The sequence below is a fragment of the Micromonospora sp. MH99 genome (genome assembly GCF_021442385.1).
Classification (GTDB): domain Bacteria; phylum Actinomycetota; class Actinomycetes; order Mycobacteriales; family Micromonosporaceae; genus Micromonospora.
On the sequence record NZ_MUZA01000083.1, the window covers coordinates 1 to 23302 of the forward strand.

At 74.1% G+C, this 23302-nt stretch carries 15 protein-coding genes; 12 read left to right on the top strand and 3 right to left on the bottom strand.

Translation table 11 applies throughout. The features are described 5' to 3' along the window. The 5 genes from B0E54_RS28485 to B0E54_RS28505 form a co-directional block, all read left to right on the top strand. A partial coding sequence (locus tag B0E54_RS28485; protein ID WP_374109330.1) for a hypothetical protein occupies window positions 1–338 on the top strand: 338 nt, incomplete at its 5' end. Then, a complete protein-coding gene (locus B0E54_RS28490) occupies window positions 338–1390 on the top strand; it encodes a phosphate acyltransferase PlsX (RefSeq protein ID WP_234589548.1) in 1053 nt (350 codons plus the stop codon). The genes B0E54_RS28485 and B0E54_RS28490, both read left to right, overlap by 1 nt. Before the next feature lie 76 nt (window positions 1391–1466). Beyond that, the gene (locus tag B0E54_RS28495; protein ID WP_234589563.1) at window positions 1467–2426 is read left to right on the top strand and encodes an ATP-binding cassette domain-containing protein; all 960 of its coding nucleotides are present in this window, start codon (window positions 1467–1469) and stop codon (window positions 2424–2426) included. Further along, a complete protein-coding gene (locus tag B0E54_RS28500; RefSeq protein ID WP_234589565.1) occupies window positions 2423–3196 on the top strand; it encodes an ABC transporter permease in 774 nt (257 codons plus the stop codon). The genes B0E54_RS28495 and B0E54_RS28500 overlap by 4 nt, the downstream gene beginning before the upstream one ends. Next, entirely contained in the window at window positions 3193–3957 is a 765-nt protein-coding gene (locus B0E54_RS28505) for an ABC transporter permease (protein ID WP_234589578.1), read from the top strand. The genes B0E54_RS28500 and B0E54_RS28505 overlap by 4 nt, the downstream gene beginning before the upstream one ends. A 6-nt stretch (window positions 3958–3963) precedes the next feature. Here B0E54_RS28505 and B0E54_RS28510 read toward each other — a convergent pair whose 3' ends face one another. Beyond that, a complete protein-coding gene (locus tag B0E54_RS28510; protein WP_234589580.1) occupies window positions 3964–4803 on the bottom strand; it encodes an acyl-CoA thioesterase II in 840 nt (279 codons plus the stop codon). A 78-nt stretch (window positions 4804–4881) separates the two neighbouring features. Here B0E54_RS28510 and B0E54_RS28515 point away from each other — a divergent pair, with 78 nt between their 5' ends. After that, a complete protein-coding gene (locus B0E54_RS28515; RefSeq protein WP_234589583.1) occupies window positions 4882–6042 on the top strand; it encodes an acyl-CoA dehydrogenase family protein in 1161 nt (386 codons plus the stop codon). A 33-nt stretch (window positions 6043–6075) separates the two neighbouring features. After that, a complete protein-coding gene (locus B0E54_RS28520) occupies window positions 6076–7131 on the top strand; it encodes an acyl-CoA dehydrogenase family protein (RefSeq protein WP_234589585.1) in 1056 nt (351 codons plus the stop codon). Window positions 7132–7212: 81 nt separating this feature from the next. On the opposite strand, the gene B0E54_RS28525 is transcribed toward B0E54_RS28520, so the two are convergent. After that, window positions 7213–7608, bottom strand: coding sequence for a VOC family protein (locus B0E54_RS28525; protein WP_234589597.1), 396 nt, complete (start codon window positions 7606–7608; stop codon window positions 7213–7215). Window positions 7609–7687: 79 nt separating this feature from the next. Here B0E54_RS28525 and B0E54_RS28530 point away from each other — a divergent pair, with 79 nt between their 5' ends. Further along, window positions 7688–9217, top strand: a complete 1530-nt coding sequence (locus tag B0E54_RS28530; RefSeq protein ID WP_234589599.1) for a GMC family oxidoreductase — start codon at window positions 7688–7690, stop codon at window positions 9215–9217. Between the two features lie 17 nt (window positions 9218–9234). Here B0E54_RS28530 and B0E54_RS28535 read toward each other — a convergent pair whose 3' ends face one another. Next, window positions 9235–10512: a condensation domain-containing protein gene (locus tag B0E54_RS28535; RefSeq protein ID WP_234589602.1), complete on the bottom strand. Its 1278-nt coding sequence runs from the start codon at window positions 10510–10512 to the stop codon at window positions 9235–9237. A gap of 78 nt (window positions 10513–10590) precedes the next feature. On the opposite strand from B0E54_RS28535, the gene B0E54_RS28540 reads away from it, so the two are divergent. The 4 genes from B0E54_RS28540 to B0E54_RS28555 form a co-directional block, all read left to right on the top strand. Then, the gene (locus tag B0E54_RS28540) at window positions 10591–11559 is read left to right on the top strand and encodes a ferritin-like domain-containing protein (protein WP_234589604.1); all 969 of its coding nucleotides are present in this window, start codon (window positions 10591–10593) and stop codon (window positions 11557–11559) included. A gap of 16 nt (window positions 11560–11575) precedes the next feature. Next, entirely contained in the window at window positions 11576–17998 is a 6423-nt protein-coding gene (locus B0E54_RS28545) for a non-ribosomal peptide synthetase (protein ID WP_234589607.1), read from the top strand. Beyond that, window positions 17995–23022 (top strand): non-ribosomal peptide synthetase, encoded by a 5028-nt coding sequence (locus tag B0E54_RS28550; protein ID WP_234589609.1) that lies wholly within the window; start codon window positions 17995–17997, stop codon window positions 23020–23022. The genes B0E54_RS28545 and B0E54_RS28550 overlap by 4 nt, the downstream gene beginning before the upstream one ends. A gap of 1 nt (window position 23023) precedes the next feature. Next, the coding region (locus tag B0E54_RS28555; RefSeq protein WP_234589611.1) for an NAD(P)H-binding protein at window positions 23024–23302 on the top strand (279 nt) is incomplete at its 3' end.

Sequence of the window (23302 nt, forward strand, 5' to 3'; positions counted from 1 at the left end):
GCCTGCCCGGGCGGGCCGCCGCCCGGGACGAGGCGGCGCTGGGCTACGCGCTGGGCTGGCGCGGCGCGGACCTCGCCGCCCGGGTCGAGGTGCTCGCCGCCGACCTGCGTCCCGACCGCCCGGCCGACCCGCCGCACGGTCACCGGGATCTGGTCGTCGCATTCGCGGGCGAGCTGGCGCCGGCCCGTACCGTCCTGCGCCACTGGCTGACCTCTCCACTGACCGAACCGGCCGGGCCGGCGACGGACGCGCCCGCTGGACCGTCGACACCGGACCGACCCGACGGCGTGACCGGCAGATCCGCCACGGCGGACCGGCTCGGCGCCGGGGTGCGGTGATGGCGCGTCCGGGCGCGTCACCGCAGCGGCGGCTGCGGGTGGCGGTCGACGTCGCCGGCGCGGATCTCGGGCCGGAGCCCGTTATCGCCGGCGCGCTGGCCGCGGCGGGCACTGTGGACATCGCGCTGGTCGGCCCGCGGGCGCTCATCCGCGACCTGCTGCCCGGCGGTGTCGCGCCGGCGGGCGTACGACTGGTGCACGCCCCGGACGTGGTCGGCATGGGTGAGGATCCGGTGGCCGCGACGTACGCCAAGCGGCGCTCCTCGCTCCTGGTCGCCGCCGGGGAGGTGGCGGCGGGCCGGGCGGACGCCATGGTGACCCCGGGCAACACCGGCGCGGCGGTGCTCGCGGCGGCCGTCCGGCTGGGTCGGGTGCCGGGGGTGAGCAACCCCGCCCTGGCCACGGTGCTGCCGGTGCCGGGCGCCGGTCCGACAGTCCTGCTGGACATCGGCGCGACGGCGGCGGCCGTACCGGAGTGGCTTGTCGAGTTCGCGGTGCTCGGCGCGGAGTACGCGCGGGGACGGTTGGGGCTGGCCGAGCCGCGGATCGGTCTGCTGTCCAACGGGCACGAGGCGGTCAAGGGCGGGCCGGTTCGCCGGGACGCGCACCTCCTGCTGGCCACGATGCCGGGGTACGCCGGTCAGATCGAGGCGTACGACGTGCTCGGAGGCCGGGTCGACGTGGCGGTGACCGACGGGTTCACCGGCGACGTGGCGTTGAAGATGTACGAGCGGACGTTGGACGCCACCGTCGGCCTGGCGCTGGACGCGGTGCGGGCGTTCTCACCCATCGGGGCGTTGGCGCGTGAGCGGCGGCGGCGGGTGACCCGGGCGGTGCGCGACGGGCTCGCGGCCGAGCCGGGGGGAGCGCTGCTCGGGGTACGCGGTGTGTGCGTGATCTGCCACGGAACGGCCACCGCCGTCGACGTCGAGTCGAGCGTGCGCATCGCCGGTGAGTGCGTCCGCTCGGGGGTGGTCGAGCGGATCGCCGTCGCGTTCGCGGCCTCGTCGCGCCAGCGACTACGCACCCGGCGCAGTCCGGTCGACGGATGAGTATTCGTTCTCGTATCTGGCTTTACACAGACAAGCGTTGATATGGTTCCGGCATTCCTGGCATGAGGGTGGTGCGATGTCACAACAGTTGATCCAGGTCAGCGATCTGCGCCGGTCGTTCGGCGCGACGGCGGCTGTCGACGGGGTGAGCTTCGAGGTGGCCGCGGGTGAGGTGGTCGGCCTGCTCGGGCCCAACGGCGCCGGCAAGACCACCACGATCCACTGTCTCACCACGCTGCTGAAGCCGGACTCCGGCACCGCCCGCGTCGCCGGCTTCGACGTCGTCGCCCAGGGCGCCGAGGTGCGCCGCAGCATCGCGGTCACCGGCCAGTTCGCGGCCCTCGACGAGCTGCTGACCGGCCGGGAGAACCTGGTGCTGTTCGGCCGGCTGCTCGGGTTGGGCCGGCAGGCGGCCGCCGCCCGCGCGGACGAGCTCGTCGACCGCTTCGACCTGGGTGAGGTGGCGGGCAAGGCGGTACGCACCTACTCCGGTGGCCTGCGCCGCCGCCTCGACCTGGCCGCGAGCCTGGTGGTCGACCGGCCCGTGCTGATCCTCGACGAGCCGACCACCGGCCTGGACCCGCGCAGCCGGCGGGCGCTGTGGGAGGTCGTCCGGGAGCTGCGTGACGGCGGCACGGCCGTGCTGCTCACCACCCAGTATCTGGAGGAGGCCGACCAGTTGGCCGGGCGGGTCCTGCTCATCGACCACGGCCGGGTCGCCGCCGAGGGCACCCCCGACGAGCTCAAGCGTCAGCTCGGCGGCGCGGTCTGCGAGGTGCGCATCGAGGACCCGCGGGCCCGGGCGGTCGCGGCCTCGCAGCTGCGGGCGGCGTTCGAGGGGCTGACCGAGGACGAGGACGTGCTGCGGCTGGCCGCCGGCTCCGGCACCCTGACCGAGGTGGTGCGGCGGCTGGAGTCGGCGGGTGTGGAGGCCGACGACGTCACCGTGCGGCGGCCCACCCTGGACGAGGTGTTCCTGTCCCTGACCGGGTCCGACGACACCGAGAAGGCGGACGCGGCGGGGGCCGGGCGGTGAGCACCGCAACGGCGGTGCCGGCCAGCGGGCTGCGGCAGTTCGCCGTCCTGGCCGCTCGCAACCTGCGCCAGGCCCGCGCGGGCCGGTCGGTCGGCCTGACAGTCGTGTTCCCGCTGACGTTCTTCGCCGGTTTCATGGTGGTCTTCCAGCGGCTGATGTCCGACTACGGGATCGCCTACGAGCAGTTCCTTCCGCCCGCGATCGTCGTGCAGACCACAGCCCTGGTCGCCATGTCGGCCTGCTACCTGATCGCCGGCGACGCCCGCAGCGGTCTGATCTCCCGGTACCGGACGCTGCCGATGAGCGCGGTGGTGGTGCCGGCGGCCCGGCTCGTGGTGGACGCCGCCCGCGCCGCCGTCGCGGTGGCGGTGATCCTCGTCGCCGCGGTGCTCGTCGGTTTCCGGTTCACCGCCGGGGCGGCCCGCGCCGCGGGCTTCGTCCTGCTGGCGGTCGGTTTCGCGGTGGTGCTCGCGGCCGGCTGCGCGGCGCTGGGGCTGGGCGCCCGCGACCCCGAGCAGGTGTACTCGGCGCTGACCCTGCCGTACCTGGTGCTCACCACGGTCTCCACCGCCTTCGTCCCGGTCGACGCGTTTCCGGGCTGGCTGCAACCGGTGGTCGAGGTGTCACCGTTCTCCGCCCAGGTCGACGCGTTGCGGGCGCTGTCCACCGAGGGCGCCGACGAGAGGGTGTGGCCGGCGCTGGTCTGGTTGCTGGTCCTGGGGCTGCTGTTCGGCGCGGCCGCGGCACGTTCGTTTCGGAGGAGCCGATGAGTACCGTCACGCAGGCCTCGCTGTTCGCCGGGCGTAACCTTCGCCGGTTCTTCCGGGCGCCGCCCGCGCTGGTCTACTCGTTCGCGTTCCCGGTGCTGCTCCTGCTCACCCAGTACGCGGTGTTCGGCCGGATCGTCGGTGACGGCGACCGGCAGCACTACCTGGAGCGGTTGGCCCCGCTGGTGGTGCTGTCCACCGCCGCGTTCGGGTCGCCGTCGAGCGCCGTCGGTTTCCTGCGGGACCTGCGCGGCGGGCTGGTCGACAGGTTGCGCACCATGCCGGTGGCGCCGGGGGCGCTGCTGGCCGGTCGGGTCGTCGGTGACGTGCTGCGCATCGTCGGCATCGGAGCGCTCACCACTGGCGTGGCGATGCTGCTGGGTTTCCGGTTCCGGGAGGGGCCGCTGGCCGTCGTCGGCTTCTTCGCGGTGATCGCGCTGTTCGGTGTGTTGTGGGCGGCGATCGCGTTGTGGCGGGGCTCCGGCCCCGGTGACGAGGAGTCGCTGCCGCCGTCGCTGACCGGCCCGGCGACCCTGCTGTTCATCTTCTCCTCGGGGTTCGTGCCGGTGTCGGCGTTCCCCTCGGTGGTGCAGCCCGTGGTGCGGGCCAACCCGTTCTCGGTGGCCACCGAGGCGCTTGTCGGCCTGTCCAGCGGTGGGCCGGTGCGATGGCCGGTGCTGCAGACCCTCGCGTGGGTGCTCGGATTGGGTGGGGTCTGCCTGCTGGTAGCGGTGCGCCGGTTCGGTCGCCGCGCCGACGGCTGAGCCGCGTCAGACGGGGCTGGCCATCCGGTAGAGCATCTGCTGCCCGCCGGTGGCCAGCAACAGCCCGCTGTCGGACCAGACGCGGGCGCGGGCGCCGAGCACCCCACCGGTGGCGGCGGCGGCCTCACCCTCCACCAGCAGCCAGCCCGTGCCGTCGTCGCCGCCCTGGAAGCCCACGTACAGGTCCATGCTCGGGGCCATGAACGTGGTCCGCTCGAACGCCTGCACCACCGCCGGGAACTGCACCACGTCGACGGCGAAGACGAGCCGGGCCGCCGCCAGCCAGGGGTCCGCGTCGGCCGGCAACTCCTCGTGCAGCCGCAGCCAACCCCGGATGGTGGGCACACCGTCGCGTTGCGGCTGCCAGCCGCCGGCAGGCCAGCCGGACAGCCGTACCTCGTAGCACCGCTCCCAGATCGGCAGCACCGGCAGGCCGTCGCGGCGCATCAGCTCGACCAGGGTGGGCAGCTCGTCGGGCTTGGGCAGATCCGGTGGCGGCATCCACCGCCGTTCGGGGCCGATGAGGCCGACGGCGATGGTCCAGACGTACGCGGCGAGCAGGATCCGGCCGCGCTGGCGCAGGGTGACGTGCAGGGCTGCGGCGCGGCGGGTGCCGTGCACGCGGGTGACCTCGATGTCGACCTCGCCGTAGCGCGGGGGCGCGAGGAACTGGCAGCTCAGGCTCACCGGCAGCATGGCGCCGGCCTCCTCGCCCGCCGCGCGCAGCGCGATCGCGGCCAGGTAACCGCCGTTGGGTCCCCAGACCGACCAGTCCTCGCACAGGTGGGCCTGGTAGTGCCCGGGTGCGGTCTGTCGTACCGCGGCGTCGTCCGCGAGACTGGCCATCGAGGACCCCTTCCGGCGTCGGGACGCGTGAAAACAAGATACTGCAGATCAAAACCAGATACGAGTACGATGCGGCGCATGGATCTGCGTGACAGCGCCGAGGAGGCGGAGTTCCGGGCGGGCCTGCGGGCCTGGTTGGCGGGCGCGGTGCCGGTGACCGCCGACCCGGACGGGGCGCCGCCGCAGGGTCGGTGGGGCGACATCGAGGCGGTGCGGTCGTTCACCCGCGCGCTGCACGCCGCCGGGTACGCGGGCCTGACCTGGCCGGCCGAGCACGGCGGACGCGGGTTGTCCCCGGCCCACCAGGCGATCTACCTGGAGGAGACGGCCCGCGCCGAGGCCGCCGAGCACATCGGAGTCATCGGCCTGGGCATGGTCGGGCCGACAATCATCGCCTGCGGATCGCCCGAGCAGCGCGCCTGGTACCTGCCGCGCATCCTCACCGGGGACGTCATCTTCTGTCAGGGCTTCTCCGAGCCGGAGGCCGGCAGCGACCTGTCCGCCGTGCGGACCGCCGCGCGCCGCGACGGCGACGAGCTCGTGGTGACCGGGCGCAAGGTGTGGTCGTCGTACGCGCACCTCGCCGACCACTGCCTGCTGCTGGCGCGCACCGACCCCGACCAGCGCCGCCACCGCGGGCTGACCTGCCTGCTGGTGGACCTGCGCTCGGCCGGCGTCACGGTGCGCCCGATCCGGCAGATGACCGGCGAGGCCGAGTTCGCCGAGATCGAGTTCGACGAGGTGCGGGTGCCGCTCGACGCGGTGGTCGGTGCGCTCGACGACGGGTGGCGGGTCGCGATGACCACCCTCGCCCACGAGCGGGGCACCTTCGGGTTCACCCTGACCGCCCGGCTGGACGTGGCGTTCCGCCGGCTGGTCGCGACCGCCAAGGCCCGTGGCCGCGACACGGACCCGGTCGTGCGTGACCAGATCGCCGCCCGCTACGTCGAGTTGGAGGGTCTGCGCTGGACCAACCGGCGTGGGTTGGCCGCGCTGGCGCGTACCGGGGTGCCGGGTCCCGAGACGTCGGTGATCAAGCTGCGCTGGTCGCAGGCGCACCAACGGCTCACCACCCTCGCCGTGCAGCTGCTCGGCGACGATGCCGAACCGGACGGTTGGGACCGCTACTGGCGGCACCAGATGCTGCGCAGCCGCGCCAACACCATCGAGGGCGGCACCTCCGAGGTGCTGCGCAACCTGGTCGCCGAGCGCGTACTGGGCCTGCCCCGGTCGTACTGACGCACCGACTCGCCCACGACGAGGGGAGACCTCATGGACTTCGCACTGACCGGCGAGCAGGAGGCGCTGCGGGACACCGCGGCGAAGTACCTCGCCGACGACCGGGCCACCGACGACGGCCAGGCGTGGGCCGAGGTCACCGACCTGGGCTGGCTCGACGTCGAGCTGGGCACCGTCGAGCTGGCGCTGCTCGCCGAACGGATGGGCTGGGCGCGCAGCCCGTCACCCTGGTGGGCCACCGTGGGCCTGGCCGGCCCGGCGTTGCGGGCGGCGGGCCGACCGGTCGCCGCTCCCGCGACGCTGGCCTGGGCGTGGACGAACGGCCCCGGCACCCTCGCCGAGGCGGTGGCCGCCGCCCGTGCGCCGGCGTCCGCCCCGGGGGTCGGCTGCGCCGTCGCCGCCGACGGGACACTTACCGGCCGCGCGATCCGCGTGCCGCACGCGCTCGACGTGGTGGACCTGGTGGTGGTCGCGACCGGGCCGGACGGGATCGAGCTGCGCCTGGTCGACGCGTCGGCGGCGGTGGCGACGCCGGCCGGGGCCGGCGGGCAGGCCCTGGACCCGAGCCGTCAGGTCTCGACTGTGGAGCTGACCGGCGTACCGTCGACGCTCCTCGTGGCCGCGGACGCCGCCGCCGACGTGCTCGCGCTGACCCGGCGGCGGACCCTGGCGCTGCTGGCCGCGGAGGCCGTCGGCGTGGCGGCGAGGGCGCTGAGCTGGGCCAGCGGGTACGCCGCCACCCGCACCCAGTTCGGAGCGGCGATCGGCGCCAACCAGGCGGTCGCGCACCCCCTCGCGGAGTGCTACGGCCAGGTCGAGACGGCCCGGTCGCTGGCCTACCGGGCCGCGTGGGCGGTCGACGCCGAACCGGGCCGGGTCGCCGACCGGGCGGTGCTCACGGCAGGTGTGGCCGCCCGGGAGGCCGCGATGACCGCCTGCGAGGTGGCCATCCAGACGTACGGCGGCAGCGGCTTCACGTGGGAGCAGCCGCTGCACCACTGGTATCGCCGGGCGTGGTGGCTGGCGACCTTCGACGGCACGGTCGCCGGCACCCGGGCCGAGCTGGCCGGGCTGTTGCTGGACGACTGACCCCTGCCGCGAAGGCTCGTGGGCCGAGCCGGCCCCACGGCGGCGGAAGCTGACCGCGCGCCGTGGGTCAGCGGTCGGTGGTCAGGACGAGCCGGGTCGGTAGGAGCCGAAGCTCCACAGGTTGCCCTCGGCGTCGCGGACCGAATAGCCCTGGCCGCCGTAGTCCTCGTCGCGGAGCTTCTGCACGACCTCGGCGCCGGCGGCGACGACCCGTTCGTAGTGCGCCGCCACGTCGTCGAGCACCACATAGGTCGCGGCGGGCCCGGCGTCCAGAACGAGTCGGCCGTCGCTGCCGTCCGTCTGGGAGGCGAGCATGACCATGCCGTTGCCCCAGGTCAGTTGCGCGTGACTGATGGAGTCGTCCGGGCCGGGGACGACCAGCTCGGCGCGGAAACCGACGACGTCGACCAACCACTCGATGGCGGCCGGCGCGTCGCGGTAGCGCAGGGTGGGGATGACTTCCGGGCCTCTGCTCATACCCGAGAGTCTAATGAAGAATCGCGGATAGCACATGTGATGCGTCCTGGCATGTCGTGTGTTCGGCTACGCTGAGCCCATGCTTCGCTACGATTTCGTGGTCGTCGGCGCGGGCGCGGCCGGCGCGGTGCTCGCGGCCCGCCTGAGCGAGGATCCGGCCCGTTCCGTGCTGCTGCTGGAGGCCGGCCCCGACCTGGTCGGGGCCGCGGTGCCCGAGGCGTTGCGGACCGGCTCGGTGGAGGCCGAGGACGGCTTCGACTGGGATCTGCGGGCGACAGTCGTCGCCGGGCGGGAGGCGCCGCTGCGGCGCGGTCGGGTGGTCGGCGGTTCGACGCAGATCAACGACCGGGGCGCGATGCGGGCCCCGGCCGCCGACTTCGTCTCCTGGGGCGGCCGCGGCCTGCCGGAGTGGGACTGGCCGGCGGTGCTCCCGGCGTTTCGCCGGTTGGAGGCCGACCAGCAGTTCGGCGACAGTGACCACCACGGCGCCGACGGGCCCGTGCCGATCACCAGGTGGCCGCGCGGTGAGCTGACGCCGGCGATGGACGGCTTCCTGCAGGCCACACTGGGCCTGGGCCACGACTACCAGGAGGACATGAACGCCCCCGACGCCGTCGGCATCGGGACGTACCCGCAGAACCGGCGCGACCGGCTGCGGATGTCCACCGCCCTCACCCACCTCGACCCCGCCCGGTCGCGGTCCAATCTGGTCGTTCGCGGCGACGCCGAGGTCGAGCGCGTCCTGCTCGACGACGGTCGGGCGGTGGGTGTGCAGGTCGCGGGGGAGCGGATCGACGCCGGGGAGGTGATCCTCTGCGCCGGCTCGCCGTACAGCCCGGCTCTGCTGCTGCGCTCGGGGATCGGCCCCGCCGACGAGCTGCGCGCGGCCGGCGTCACGCCGCTCGTCGACCTGCCCGGCGTGGGCGCCGACGTGATCGACCAGCCCGGCGCGATCATCCTGGTGGTCCCCGAGCCGGAGACGATCGGCGGCGACTGGCCGCGTACGCAGCTCATCGCCCGGCTCGCCGGCATCCCGGGCCACGAGGCCGACCAGGCGTTCTACCTGAGCCTGTTCACCGGCATGAGCACGTCGCGGGGGCCCGGCGCGGGTCTGGACCGGATCATCGGTGTCGACCAGGTCAACACCGTGATGATCGGCGACATGGCGATGGCCTCGCGCGGGCGCATCTCGGTGCGCGACGCCGACGGGACGAGCCCACCCGTTGTCGACCTCGGGTTCTACACCGCCGAGGGTGACCTGGCCCGGATGCGCGACGCGTACCGGCACGCGTGGGAGATCGCCAACCAGGCCGCCTTCACCAAGACGGTCGCCCGGTTCGCACTCGTCGACGACGCGGTGGTGGGCGACGACGAACAGCTCGACCACCTGCTGCGCGCCACCACGTACAGCCGGTTGAACCTGGTCGGCGGCGCGCGGATGGGCGCGGCCGACGACCCGGGCGCGGTAGTGGACGGGCGGTGCCGGGTGCGCGGCGTGGCCAACCTGCGGGTCGTCGACGCCAGCATCGTGCCGGTGCCGCTGCGCGCGCCGGCCGCGTTGACCAGCATCATGATCGGCGAACGCGGGGCCGAGCTGATCGCGGGCTAGGGGTGTCGACACCCGCCCTAGCGGCGTAGCAGCGCCGACAGCGCGACGGCGGGGTTGCCCACCACCGCCCGCGCCACGGTGACGTAGCCGTCGAGCAGGCGTTCGGCGTCGGCCGGGGCGAGCCGTGGCGTGTGGAACAGCACCACGCGCAGGCCGTCGCCGCGCGGGGCGAGCGCCAGCTCGGTGCCGAAGCGGCTGCCGATCGCCTCGGGGACGAGCAACTCGAACTCGGTGTCGCCGACGCGTACGCGGTGGGACAGCTCGGCCATCATCTGGAACACCACGTCGTCGACCCGGCCGCCCAGGTTGGCGCTGCCGGTGGCGACGGCCTGGTAGGGCTGCTCCTGGTTGGCGAACGCGGCGGCGGTCGTCGCGTGGGTCGCCTGGAGCAGGGCCGCGAAGGTGGCGAAGGGTGGCAGCCGGGTGCGCAGCACCACCATGTTGGCGCAGAACCCGACGGTGCGTTGGCTCTCGGGCCGGGCACGGTTGGCGAACAGCGAGGCGACGGCGAGGTCACCCTGCCCGGTGACCCGGTGCAGGACCGCGTAGTAGACGGCCAGGGCCACGGTGAACAGCGTCGTGCGGTGTCGCCGGGCCAGGGCGCGCAGCCCGTCGGCGACGTCGGCGTCGAGGTCCCGGGCCAGCACGCCCGGGGTGGCGTCCGGGGGCGGCTCGCGGTACGGCAGGCGCGGCAGCCGCAGCCCGGTCAGCTGAGCGCGCCAGAACTCGCGTTGCCGGTCCAGTTCGGTGCCGGCCAGCCGATCCTCCTGCCAGGTGACGAACTGCGGGTACTGCCAGCGCACCGGGGGCAGCTCTGCCTGCGCGTCGGCGTAGAGGGTGCGCAGCTCCTCGAAGAGCAGCCCGCACGACCACGCGTCGGTGACCAGGTGGTGCATGGTGAAGCACACGATCACCTCGTGGTCGCTGACCCGCCAGGCGGTGGCCCGGGTCGGCCACTGGGTGACGTCCACCCGGGTGGCCAGCTCAGTGGTGACGGCGGCGTCGGCGGCGGCGGGCGGATCCGGCTCGCCGCGCAGGTCGACGACCCGCAGCTCGACGGGTCGGGGGTCGTGCACGAGCTGGGACAGCCGTGGTCCGCGACCCACGACGGTGGTCCGCAGCGCCTCGTGCCGTGCGGTCAGCGCGGTGAGCGCCCGTTCCAGCGCGCTCAGGTCGATTGCGCCGGTGAGGCGGCACAGCAGCGGGCAGGTCAACGCCCCGTGGTCCGCCCGGTAGTGCTCGATGATGCCGAGCAGTCGCTGTCCCACGGAGGCCGGTACGGGTCGGGGGGCCACGCCACGACGGTACCGCCCGTCGTTGTATCTGTCATCAAGGGTCTGGCATCTTGTGTTCTCTCTCGGTACCTTGGGCGCATGTCTGGTCTGTCGGTGACCACCCCCGTGCGTGCGCAGCTGACGTGGCACTACGAGTCCGAGATGCCCCGGGTCCTCTCCCTGTACGAACGGGCCAAGAGCGCCCAGTGGAACGCCAGCACGGATGTCGACTGGTCGATCGAGGTGCCGTTCGGTGAGCCGCTGCCCGACGACTCCGCGTTCGCCATGGCGTCGTTCGAGGCGTCCCCGCTGGCGCGGCGTGGCCGGCCCATGTGGGACACGTTCCGCTGGGAACTCCAGTCGTGGATGGTGAGCCAGTTCCTGCACGGTGAGCAGGGTGCGCTGGTGGTCGCCGCGCGCCTGGTCGAGGTGGTGCCCGACCTCGACAGCAAGTACTACGCCGCGAGCCAGGCCGCCGACGAGGCCCGGCACGTCGAGGCGTTCTCCCGCTACCTGCGCGAGAAGGTGCCCCACCCGTACCCGATCAACCCGGCGCTGTCCGAGCTGATCGAGGACCTGCTCTCCGACTCCCGGTGGGACATCACCGCGCTGGGCATGCAGATCGTGGTCGAGGCCCTGGCGATGGCCGCGTTCCGGCTGGCCAACAGCACCTTCCACGACCGCCTCATCTGCGACATCACCCGCCTCGTAGCCCGCGACGAGGCCCGGCACGTGTCGTTCGGGGTGCTGTCGCTGGAGGGCATCTACCGCGAGATGACCAGCGCCGAACTCGCCGACCGCGAGGAGATGGTGCTCGACTCGGCGAGTCTCATGCGCCGCCGGTTCCTGCTCGAGGACGTCTGGGACCGCATCGAGGTCGACCGGGGCGAGGGCGTCGACTTCGCCGCCCACAACGAGCTGATGATCAAGTATCGGCAGGCCATCTTCGCCCGCGTGGTCACCGCGCTGGCCAACATCGGCCTGCTGACTCCCCGCGTCCGCGAGGGCCTGGAGCGGCTGGACCTCATCGGGTTCGCCGACCGCTCGATCCGCGTTCCCCGCGCCTGAGGAGTCGGGAGAAGACATGCCAGTGCCGACCACGCTGACCCTCGACGGCATGTGCGACGACGTCGCGTCGCTGCTCGACGAGCCGGTGTCGCCCGACGAGGATCTGCTGGAACGCGGGCTTGACTCGATCGGGCTGATGCGGCTCGCGGCCCGCTGGGCCGGCGCGGGTCTCACCTTCGCCCAGCTCATCGAGCTGCGCACCGTCCGGCAGTGGCACGCGCTGGCCCACCCGGCCTCGCCCGCCGACGAGCCGGCCGCCGCCGCCGCCGACGAGGTGACGATCGACCCGGACGAGCCGTTTGCCCTGGCGACCATGCAGCACGCGTACTGGGTCGGGCGGGCCGGGGAGCAGGCCCTCGGCGGTGTGGGGGCGCACTTCTACAACGAGTTCGACGGCCGGCAGGTGGACCCGGACCGGCTGGACCGGGCCGTGAAAGCCCTGGTGCGACGCCACGACATGCTGCGCGCCCGCTTCCTCGACGACGGCCGGCAGCAGATCACCCCGGACGGCGCCTGGCCCGGCCTGACCGTGCACGACCTGCGTGACCTGCCGGCGTACGAGCGGGACCAGCGGCTCGCCGACCTGCGCGCCACCCTCTCGCACCGCACCCTGCGGGTGGACCGGGGTGAGGTGTTCGACATCCAGCTCTGCCTGCTGCCCGACGGGGCGAGCCGGGTGCACGTGGAGATCGAGATGCTGGTCGCCGACGCGCACAGCTTCCGGGTGCTCCTCGGCGACCTCGCCCATCTCTACCGCCGGCCCGACGAACCGCTGCCACCCATCGGCTACAGCTACCCCCGGTACCTGGCCACCCACGAGCGGCATCGGGCCGACGCCCGCGAGGCCGCCGCCGGCTACTGGCGCCAGCGGGTGCCCGACCTGCCCGGCGGGCCCGACCTGCCGGTGGCCGTGGCCCCCGAGCGGGTCAGCGGACACCGCGTGACCCGCCACCACCACTGGCTCTCCGGCGCCGACCGGGACCGCCTCGCCGCCCGCGCGCGCGAGCACGGCGTCACCCTGTCGATGGTGTTCCTGACGGCCTTCGCCGAGGTCCTGGCCGCCTGGAGCAGCCGGCAACGCTTCCTGCTCAACCTGCCGCTGTACGACCGGACGCCGTACCACCCGGACGTGCCGTCGCTCAGTGGGGACTTCACGAACCTGCTGCTGCTGGAGGTCGACGCCACCGACGAGGTGCCGTTCGTCGACCGCGCCCGACGCCTCGGCGAGCAGTTCGCCCGGGACGTGGCGCACAGCGCGTACTCCGGAGTGGACGTCCTGCGCGACCTGGCCCGCGCCCGCTCCGAGCAGGCCGTGCTCGCCCCGGTGGTGTTCACCAGCGCGCTCAGCCTCGGCGACCTGTTCGGCACCGACGTGCGGGAGTGCTTCGGTGACCCGGTGTGGACGTCGTCGCAGACCCCGCAGGTGTGGCTGGACAACCAGGTCACCGAGCGCGAGGGGGGCCTGTACCTCAACTGGGACGTGGTGGCGGAGCTGTTCCCGACAGGTGTGTCGGAGGCGATGTTCGCCGCGTACGTCCGGCTGTTGACCTGCCTGATCGACGGCGACTGGGTCGCGTCGCCGGGCGACCTGCTGCCGCCGGAGCAGCGGGCGGTGCGGGAGCGGGTGAACGCGACAGCCGCGCCGATCACGCCCGGCCTGCTGCACGACGGCTTCTTCGCCACCGCGGCGCGGGAGCCGGGTCGGGTGGCGTTGTGCGGTGACGGGGTGGCGGTGTCCTACGGGGAGCTGGCCGCTCGGGCGTTGACGCTGGCGGGGGCGTTGGCGCGGGCCGGAGTCGCGGCGGGTGACGCGGTGGGGGTGTGTCTGCCCAAGGGCGTCGACCAGGTCGTCGCGGTGCTCGGCGTGCTCGCCGCCGGTGGCGTGTACGTGCCGGTCGGCGTGGACCAGCCCGCCGCCCGGCGGGGCCGGATCTGGCAGCGGGCCGGCGTCAGGACTGTCGTCGGCGCGGACGGGCTCGACCCGGCCGGTGACGGCGGCCCGCCCCTGGACGGGTGCGTGCCCGGGGACGCGGCGTCGCTGGCGTACGTCATCTTCACCTCCGGCTCGACAGGTGAGCCCAAGGGCGTCGAGGTGCCGCACCGCGCCGCCGGCACCACCATCGAGGCCATCCGCCAACGGTTCGACATCGGCGCGGACGACCGGGTCCTGGCGGTGTCGGCGCTGGACTTCGACCTGTCGGTGTTCGACATCTTCGCGCTGCTCGGCGTCGGCGGGGCGGTGGTGCTGATCGGCGAGGAGCAGCGACGCGACGCGAACGCCTGGCGTCGGCTCGTCGACACGCACCGGGTCACCGTCTGGCAGTCGGTCCCCGCGCTGCTGGACATGCTGCTGACCGCCGCCGAGGCCGACGGCGGGCTGGACCACCTCCGGCTCGCCCTGCTCGGCGGCGACTGGGTCAGCCTGGATCTGCGCGACCGCCTGGTGGCGCTGCGCCCGGACGCCCGGCTCGTCGCCCTGGGCGGCACCACCGAGACCGCCATCCACTCGACAGTCTTCGAGGTCGGCGAGGTGCCGGCGCACTGGCGGTCCATCCCGTACGGGGTTCCGCTGCCCAACCAGCGCTGCCGCGTGGTGGACGGGCGGGGGCGGGACTGCCCGGACTGGGTGGTGGGGGAGTTGTGGATCGGTGGGGCCGGGGTGGCGGCCGGCTACCGGGGCGATCCGGAGCGCACGGCGCAGCGGTTCGTGACCCACGACGGGGTGCGCTGGTATCGCACGGGTGATCTGGGTCGGTACTGGCCGGACGGGACCCTGGAGTTCCTCGGGCGGGCGGATTTCCAGGTCAAGATCCGGGGTCATCGCATCGAGTTGGGTGAGGTCGAGGCCGCGCTGACCGACTGCCCCGGGGTACGCGAGGCAGTGGTGGTGGCCGTGGGCACCACCACCCGCCGGCTCGCCGCCGCCGTCGTCCCCGAGGCGTCCAGCGTGGACCCGGAGACCGTACGGGCGTTCGTCGTCGACCGGCTGCCCGCGTACATGGTGCCCGAGCACGTCGCCGTGCTCGACGCGCTGCCGTTGAGCGGCAACGGCAAGATCGACCGGCCGGCGGTGGCACGACGGCTCGCCGAGGGCACCGGCCGGTCCACCGCGTTCGAGCCGCCCGTCGGGCCGGTCGAGACGGCGCTGGCCATCCTCTGGGCCGACCTGCTCGGCGTGCCGACAGTCGGCCGCGCCGACAGCTTCTTCACCCTCGGCGGGGACAGCCTGCTCGCCACCCGCCTGCTCGGGCGCATGCGCTCGGTCGGGCTGGCCGGCGGACAACTGCGCCGCCTCTTCGCCGAGCCGACGCTCGCCGGGTTCGCCGCCGGCGTACGCCTCGACACGGGCGCCGCCCTGACCGGGACCTTCGTGGCCGACCCGGCGCACCGCCACGAGCCGTTCCCGCCGACCGACGTGCAGCGGGCGTACTGGATGGGCCGCAGCGGCGACTTCGCCCTCGGCGAGGTCGGCTCCCACTGGTACTGGGAGTTCGACGGCGAGGACGTCGAACTCGATCGACTCACCGCCGCCTGGAACCGCCTCGTTCGCCGGCACGAGATGCTGCGGGCCGTCTTCGACGCCGACGGACGTCAACGTGTCCAACCCGAGGTGCCCGACGTGACCATCGAGGTCGGTGAGGGCGAGGCCGCCCTCACCGACCTGCGCGAACGGCTGTCGCACCGGATCGCCGACCCGACCCGCTGGCCGCTGGTGGCCATCGAGGCCGTCCGGTACGGCGAGCGCCGCGTCCGGCTGGCGTTCAGCTTCGACTACATCGTGCTCGACGCGCTCAGCATCGTGACAGTCTTCGCCGAGCTGTCCGCCCTCTACGTCGACCTCGACGCGCCGCTGCGCCCGATCGGCGTGTCGTTCCGCGACTACGTCCTCACCGCCCGGCCCGACGAGGCGACAGTCGAGGCCGACAGGCGCTACTGGTCGGCGCAGGCCGCGCAGCTGCCCCCCGCGCCGCGGTTGCCGCTCGCCGTCGACCCGGACCGGGTGCGCGCCCCCCGCTTCGTCCGCCACGCGGCACGGCTCGGCCCCGCCGAGTGGACCGCCCTGGTCAACGCCGCCCGCGCCCACGGGGTCAGCCCGGCCGCCGTGCTCGCCACCGCGTACGCCGAGGTGCTCTCGGCCTTCAGCGCGCGGCCGGACCTCACCCTCAACCTGACCCTCTTCGACCGCCGCGAGGTGCACCCCGACATCGACCACGTGCTCGGCGACTTCACCTCGCTGCTGCTCGTCCCGCACCGCCCCGGCGCGGCCGACGACTTCCTGACCGTGGTACGTCGCCTTCAGGAGCGCATGTGGGACGGCATGGAACACAACGCCGTCTCCGCCATCTGGGTGCTGCGGGAGATCGCGCGGCGTACCGGCGCCCCCGCCGCCATGCCCGTCGTCTTCACCAGCGCGCTGGGCATCAGCGACGAGCTCGTCAGCATGGCGCTGCCGTTCGGCGAGCAGATCTGGGGCGCCTCGCAGACCCCGCAGGTGTGGCTGGACAACCAGGTCATGGAACGCGACGGCGGCCTGAGCATCAACTGGGACGTGGTGGCCGAGCTGTTCCCGCCCGACGTGGTGGAGACCATGTTCGCCGCGTATGTCGAGCTGCTGACCACCCTCGCGGCCGGAAGCTGGGCGCGGCAGGTGCCGGTCGGGCTCCCCGCCGGGCAGCGGGCCGTGCGTGAGCGGGTGAACGCGACGGCCGCGCCGATCACGCCGACTCTGTTGCACGACGGGTTCTTCGAGACCGCGGCCCGCCAGCCGGCCCGGGTGGCGGTGTGCGGTGACGGGGTGGCGGTGTCCTACGGGGACCTGGCCGCTCGGGCGTTGACGCTGGCCGGAGCGCTGACGCGCGCCGGGGTCGCGCCGGGTGACGCGGTCGGGGTGTGTCTTCCCAAGGGCGTCGACCAGGTCGTCGCGGTGCTCGGCGTGCTCGCCGCCGGCGGCGTGTACGTGCCGGTCGGCGTGGACCAGCCGGCGGTGCGCCGGGAGCGGATCCTCACCCGCGCCGACGTGAAGACAGTCGTCGGCGCGGACGGACTCGACCCGGCCGGCGACGGCGGCCCGCCCCTGGACGGCTGCGTCCCGGTGGAGCCGGCGTCGCTGGCGTACGTCATCTTCACCTCCGGCTCCACCGGCGAGCCCAAGGGCGTCGAGGTGTCCCACGCGGCGGCCGGAAACACCATCGCGGCCGTCAACGACCGGCTGCGCCTCGGCCCCGACGACCGGGTCCTGGCCGTGTCGGCGCTGGACTTCGACCTGTCGGTGTACGACATCTTCGCCCTGCTCGGCGTCGGCGGGGCTGTGGTGCTGATCGGCGAGGAGCAGCGACGCGACGCCCGCGCCTGGCTGCGGCTCGTACGCGAGCACGACGTCACCATCTGGAACACCGTGCCCGCCCTGCTCGACATGCTGCTCACCGCCGCCGGCGACGAACCACTCGGCGCGTTGCGGCACGCTCTGGTCTCCGGCGACTGGGTCGGCCTGGACCTGCGGGACCGGCTGGTCGACAGCCGACCGGACGCCCGGCTGACCGCCCTCGGCGGCGCCACCGAGGCGGGCATCTGGTCCAACGCGTTCGAGGTGGACGAGGTGCCGGCGCACTGGCGGTCCATCCCGTACGGCTTCCCGCTGCCCAACCAGCGCTACCGGGTCGTGGACGGGCGGGGGCGCGACTGCCCGGACTGGGTGGTGGGCGAGTTGTGGATCGGCGGGGCCGGGGTCGCCGCCGGCTACCGGGGCGATCCGGAGCGCACCGCGCAGCGGTTCGTGACGCACGACGGGGTGCGCTGGTACCGCACGGGTGACCTGGGTCGGTACTGGCCGGACGGGACCCTGGAGTTCCTCGGGCGGGCGGATTTCCAGGTCAAGATCCGGGGCCATCGCATCGAGTTGGGTGAGGTCGAGGCGGCGCTGACCGACTGCCCCGGGGTACGCGAGGCAGTGGTGGTGGCCGTGGGCGCCAGCACCCGCCGGCTCGCCGCCGCCGTCGTCCCCGAGCCGGGCGTCACCCTCGACCCGGCCGCCACCAGCGCGTTCGTCGTCGACCGGCTGCCCGCGTACATGGTGCCCGAGCACGTCGCCGTGCTCGACGCGCTGCCGTTGAGCGGCAACGGCAAGATCGACCGGACGGCGGTGGCCACCCTGCTCGCCGGCGGCGACAGCGGACCGGCCGACGAGCCACCCCACGCCGGCCTGGAGAGCGACCTCGGCGCGCTCTGGGCCGAGCTGCTGAACTGTCCCGTTCCCGGCCGCACCCGCAACTTCTTCAGCCTCGGCGGGGACAGCCTGCTCGCCACCCGCCTGCTGGCCGCGCTGCGCGAACGCTACGGCGTCGACCTGCCGATGCGGGGCCTGCTCGACCGACCAACCATCGCGGACCTGGCCACCGCCGTGCAGCACGCCGCCGGCACGTACGAGGAAGGGGCCATATGAACGGGCAGGACCTCATCGCCGAGCTGGCGCAGGTCGGTGTGCAGCTCTGGGAGGAAGACGGCCAGCTCCGCTTCCGGGCCCCCACCGGAGTTCTCACCGACCAGCGCCGCGCCGCGCTCCGCCAGCACAAGGAGCAGGTGCTCGCCGTGCTGCGCGACGCCGCCGCGCCCAGCGCGGTGCCGCACCCCGAGCAACGGTACGAGCCGTTCCCGCTCACCGACGTGCAGAGCGCGTACCTGCTCGGGCGGGGCGACTCGTTCGCCTACGGCGGCGTCGGCTGCCACGGCTACGGCGAGCTGACGTTCACCGACCTGGACGTGGACCGGCTGGAACGCGCCTGGCACGAGGTCGTCGCCCGCCACGACATGCTGCGGGCCGTCGTCAACCGCGACGGCTCCCAGCAGGTGCGCCCCGACGTGCCGGCGTACCGCATCGAGGTGCGCGACGCCGACGCGGCCGGCTTCGCCGACGCGGTGGCCGCCACCCGGGCGGAGCTGGACCACCGCCGCTACGACCCGCAGCAGTGGCCGCTGTTCGCGTTGCGGGTCACCCGCGGCCCGCACCGCAGCGTCCTGCACTTCTCGATCGACTTTCTGATCTGCGACTTCGTCAGCATCAACATCCTGCTCGACGAGCTGGGTCGCCGCTACGCCGGCGACCCGCCCACCGACGAGCTGACCCTGACGTTCCGCGACCACCTGCTGGCCACCGAACCGCTGCGCGGCGGCCCCCGCCACGACGCCGACCGGGACTGGTGGCTGGCCCGGCTCGACGACCTGCCCCCGGCGCCGGAGCTGCCGCTGCTCGGCGACGCCACGGCCGCGCCACCCCGCTTCCGTCGCCTCGACCTGCGGCTCGATCCGACCGAGTGGGCCGGGTTGCGTCAGCGCGCCGGGCAGCACGGCATCAGCCCGTCGGGCGCGGTGCTCGCCGCGTACGTCGAGGTGATCGCCGCGTGGAGCGTGCACCCGCGCTTCACCGTCGACGTCACCCTGCTCAACCGGACGCCGACGCACCCGCAGGTGGACCGGATCGTCGGCGACTTCACCTCGGTCAGCCTGCTCGCCGTGGACCAGAGCCCGGACGCGCCGGTGCAGGAGCGGGCCAAGCGCATCCAGTCGCAGCTCTGGTCCGACCTGGACCACCGCCGGTTCTCCGGCGTCGATGTCGTCCGCGAGCTGGCCCGCCGTCGGGGCGCCGACGCCGCGCTGATGCCCATCGTCTTCACCAGCGCCATCGGGTTGGGCGGCGACACCGGCGTGGAGGGCTTCGGCGAGCTGGGCTACGGCATCAGCCAGACCCCGCAGGTCTGGATCGACTGCCAGAACATCGAACGCTCGGGTGGGCTGGCCACCAACTGGGACGTCCGCGAGGGCGTCTTTCCCGACGGTGTGGTCGACGAGATGTTCGCCGCGTACGCCTCGTTGCTGCGCCGGCTGGCGGCCACCGACGAGGCGTGGGAGGAGCTGGCCCCGGTGGCGCTGCCCGAGGCGAGCGCCCGCCGCCGCGCCGAGGTCAACGACACCGTCGCGCCGCTGCCCGACGGGCTGCTGCACGAGGGGGTGCTCGCCCAGGCGCTGCGAACTCCGGACCGGGTGGCGGTGGTGGCCGCCGACGGCACCCTCACCTACCGGCAGCTCACCGGCCGTGCCACGGCGGTGGCCGCACGGCTGACCGAGACCGGCTGCCGGCCCGGGGACCTGGTCGCGGTGGTCGCCGACAAGGGCTGGCGGCAGGTGGTAGCGGTGTTCGGCGCGCTGCTGGCCGGTGCGGCGTACGTGCCCGTCGACACGAACCAGCCGCCCGTGCGCCGCGACCTGATCCTCGACGGCGCGGGCATCCGGCACGTCCTCACCGAGGCCGACCGGGTGGGCGGCAACTGGCCCGAGGCGGTCACGCCGATCGCGGTGGACGACCTGGACGGGCCCGCGCCGACGGGGATGCCGGCCCGCACGGTCGGCCCGGACGAGCGCGCGTACGTCATCCACACCTCCGGCTCGACCGGCACCCCGAAGGGCGTGGTGATCACTCACCGGGCGGCCCTGAACACCGTGGCGGACATCAACACCCGGTTCGAGGTGACGCCGGACGACCGGGTCCTCGGCCTGGCCAGTCTGGGCTTCGACCTGTCGGTCTACGACCTGTTCGGCCCGCCGGCGGTCGGCGCGGCGCTGGTGCTGCCCGCACCGCAGCGGCGGGGCGACCCGACCCACTGGGCGGAGCTGGTGGCCGAGAACGAGGTCACCATCTGGAACTCGGTGCCGGCGCAGATGCAGATGCTCGCCGACTATCTCGCCGCCGCGCCGATGGTCCGGGTCCCCTCGTTGCGGCTGGCCCTGCTCAGCGGCGACTGGATCCCGGTCACTCTGCCGGACCAGATCCGCGAGCTCGTCCCCGGTCTGGCGGTGGTCAGCCTCGGCGGCGCGACCGAGGCCGCCATCTGGTCGATCATCCACCCGATCGGGCGGGTCGATCCGTCCTGGCGCAGCATCCCGTACGGGGTGCCGCTGACCAACCAGACCTGGCACGTCCGCGACGCCGCGCTGCGGCCTCGCCCGGACTGGGTCGCCGGGGAGCTGTACATCGGCGGGGCCGGGCTGGCGCTGGGCTACCTCGGCGACGAGGCGCGCACCGCCGAGCGGTTCGTCACCGATCCGTCCAGCGGCGAGCGGTTGTACCGCACCGGCGACCTGGGCCGCTACCTGCCCGACGGCACGATCGAGTTCCTCGGCCGGGAGGACTTCCAGGTCAAGATCCGCGGTCACCGGATCGAGCTGGCCGAGGTCGAGTCGGCGCTGCTGGCGCACCCGGGCGTGGGCGGGGCGATCGCCGTGGTCGACGGCGACCGTCCACTGGAGAGGCGGCTGGCCGCCGTCGTACGGCCCGCCGCCGTCGAACCCGGCCCCGGGCAGCCGGTCGACCCGGCCGGGCCCATCACGGCCGGGTCCGCGCTCGTCGCCGGCACCGACCTGGGCGCGTACGAGGCGTACCTGCACGAGCTGGACCAGCTCGGCCTGGCCGCCATGCTGGACACCCTGCGCGCCGCAGGTCTCGCGCTCGACGACCGCCCGCACCGCCTGGACGAGATGTACGCCGCCACCCGCGTCGCACCCCGGCACCGCCGGCTGCTGCGCCGCTGGCTGCGGGCTCTCACCGACAGCGGGGTGCTGCGCCACGACGACGACGGCTACCGGCTTATCGGCGGGCCACCGCCGGCCGCACGGGCCTGGGACGCGGTGGCCGAGCGGGCGGCGGCGGTCGGGGAGTCCCCCGAGCTGGTCCGCTACTTCCAGGCCAGCGCCGCGGCGCTGCCGGCGCTGCTGCGCGGCGACGAGGACCCCCTCGCACTGCTCTTTCCCGGTGGTGAGCTGGAGGTGTCGGACAACCTCTACGCCGACGCCCTGTTCAACAGGTGGGCCAACGCGGTCGCGGCGGCGACCGTCCGGTCACTGGCCGAGCGGCTGGACGGGCCGGTGCGGGTCGTCGAGGTCGGCGCCGGGTCCGGCGGTACGACCGCCGCCGTGCTCGACGCACTGGACGGTCTCGACGTCGACTACCTCTACACCGACCTGTCGGCGTTCTTCCTCGGCGCCGGCCGGCAACGCTTCGCCGACCGCCCCGGGCTGCGTTTCGCACAGCTCGACCTCGACGCCGACCTGGCCGGGCAGGGGATGGCGCCGAACAGCGCCGACATCGTGATCGCCGGCGACGTCCTGCACGCCACCCGGGACGTGCCGGCCACCCTCGCGCGGCTGCGCGGGCTGCTCGCCCCCGGCGGGCACCTGGTGCTGCTGGAGATGACCCGGGAGCACTACCAGATCATGACGTCGCTGGAGCTGCTGGTGCGGCTCGACGACGACCTGGGCGACTTCGCCGACCTGCGCCACGGCACCGACCGCACGTTCCTCACCGGCGACGAGTGGCGCGACCTGCTCGCCGCCGCCGGAGCGTCGCCCGTACTCGACCTGCCGCCGGCCGCCGACCCGATGGCCGGGCTCGGCATGCGGATCATCGCCGCGCGGGTGAAGGCCGACCGGCGGCGGGTGGTGCCCGACGAGCTGCGGGAGCACCTGGCCGACCGGCTGCCCGACTACATGATCCCGAGCCTGGTGCAGGTGGTCGACGAGCTGCCCCGCACGGCCAACGGCAAGCTGGACCGGGCGGCCGTACGCGCACTGGTGGCGGCCACGACGGCCGGTCCCGAGGCGACCGCCACCGCCCCGCTCACCGAGGTGGAGGAGCAGATCGCGGCCGTCTGGGCCGACGTGCTGCGGGTGGAACGGGTCGGGCGGGACGCGGACTTCTTCGCCCTCGGCGGTGACTCCCTGCTCGCCGCGAAACTCGCCGGTCAGCTCGCCGAACGGGTGCCGGCCGCCGCCGACGTGTTCTTCGACGAGTTGCTGCGCCGGATCCTGGAGCACCCGACCGTCGCGGACCTTGCCGATCACCTGGCCGTCGTCGGCGGCGCCCGACCCGACGAGGAGCCGGCCGTCAGCGACACCGGCGAGGTGGTGACGCTGGCCGGTGCGGGCCCGGCGCGCTACGTGCTGGTGCACGACGGCAGCGGCAGCCTCGACTCCTACGCTGGGCTGGCCGAGCGACTGGCCGCCGGCGGGGCCGTGTGCGGGATCGTCGACGGTGGCCTGCACCGGTACGCGGGGCTCGACCCGGCGCCGCTTGTGCAACGCCTCGCCGCCGACTACACCACCGCGCTGGCCGAGCACCTGTCGGCCGGGGAGCTGACGCTGGTGGGCCGGGGTGTGGCAGGGGTGCTGGCGTTGGAGCTGGCCCGGCAGCTCACCGAGTCCGGGGTGGACGTCGCCACCCTGGTGATCGCCGACCCGGTCGACGGCGACGGCTACGGCAGCTCCCCGTACGCGGGTGACGTCACGGTGCTGTGCGCGGCGGAGCCGGAGCCGACGAGCGTCGACTGGTGGCGTGACGTGTGCCTGGGGGAGCTGACCGTGCGACGGGTGCCGGACGATCCGGGCGCGTGGGCCGGCCCGATCGCCGGGGACGGCTGACGTGGCCGCGACGATCGCCCTGGTGGGCGCCACCGGCGGGGTGGGCCGGCACGCCCTGGCCCACCTGCTGGCCTGGGGCGTGGACGTCGTCCGCGCCGGTGCCCGCGACCCGGGCCGGCTCGACGGCGACAACCCGCGCGTCCAGGCGCGGGCGGTGGACGTCACCGACCCGGCGAGCCTGGACGCCTTCTGCGCCGGCTGCCACACAGTCGTCAACTGCGCCGGACCGGCGGCCTCGATCGGCGACACGGTGGCCCGCGCGGCGGCCCGCCGCGGCGCC

Bases quoted from the DNA above. Each gene is read 5' to 3' on its own strand.
- B0E54_RS28490 (WP_234589548.1), top strand. From the start codon at position 338: ATGGCGCGTCCGGGCGCGTCACCGCAGCGGCGGCTGCGGGTGGCGGTC.
- B0E54_RS28495 (WP_234589563.1), top strand. From the start codon at position 1,467: ATGTCACAACAGTTGATCCAGGTCAGCGATCTGCGCCGGTCGTTCGGC.
- B0E54_RS28505 (WP_234589578.1), top strand. From the start codon at position 3,193: ATGAGTACCGTCACGCAGGCCTCGCTGTTCGCCGGGCGTAACCTTCGC.
- B0E54_RS28510 (WP_234589580.1), bottom strand. From the start codon at position 4,803: ATGGCCAGTCTCGCGGACGACGCCGCGGTACGACAGACCGCACCCGGG.
- B0E54_RS28515 (WP_234589583.1), top strand. From the start codon at position 4,882: ATGGATCTGCGTGACAGCGCCGAGGAGGCGGAGTTCCGGGCGGGCCTG.
- B0E54_RS28520 (WP_234589585.1), top strand. From the start codon at position 6,076: ATGGACTTCGCACTGACCGGCGAGCAGGAGGCGCTGCGGGACACCGCG.
- B0E54_RS28525 (WP_234589597.1), bottom strand. From the start codon at position 7,608: ATGAGCAGAGGCCCGGAAGTCATCCCCACCCTGCGCTACCGCGACGCG.
- B0E54_RS28530 (WP_234589599.1), top strand. From the start codon at position 7,688: ATGCTTCGCTACGATTTCGTGGTCGTCGGCGCGGGCGCGGCCGGCGCG.
- B0E54_RS28540 (WP_234589604.1), top strand. From the start codon at position 10,591: ATGTCTGGTCTGTCGGTGACCACCCCCGTGCGTGCGCAGCTGACGTGG.
- B0E54_RS28545 (WP_234589607.1), top strand. From the start codon at position 11,576: ATGCCAGTGCCGACCACGCTGACCCTCGACGGCATGTGCGACGACGTC.
- B0E54_RS28550 (WP_234589609.1), top strand. From the start codon at position 17,995: ATGAACGGGCAGGACCTCATCGCCGAGCTGGCGCAGGTCGGTGTGCAG.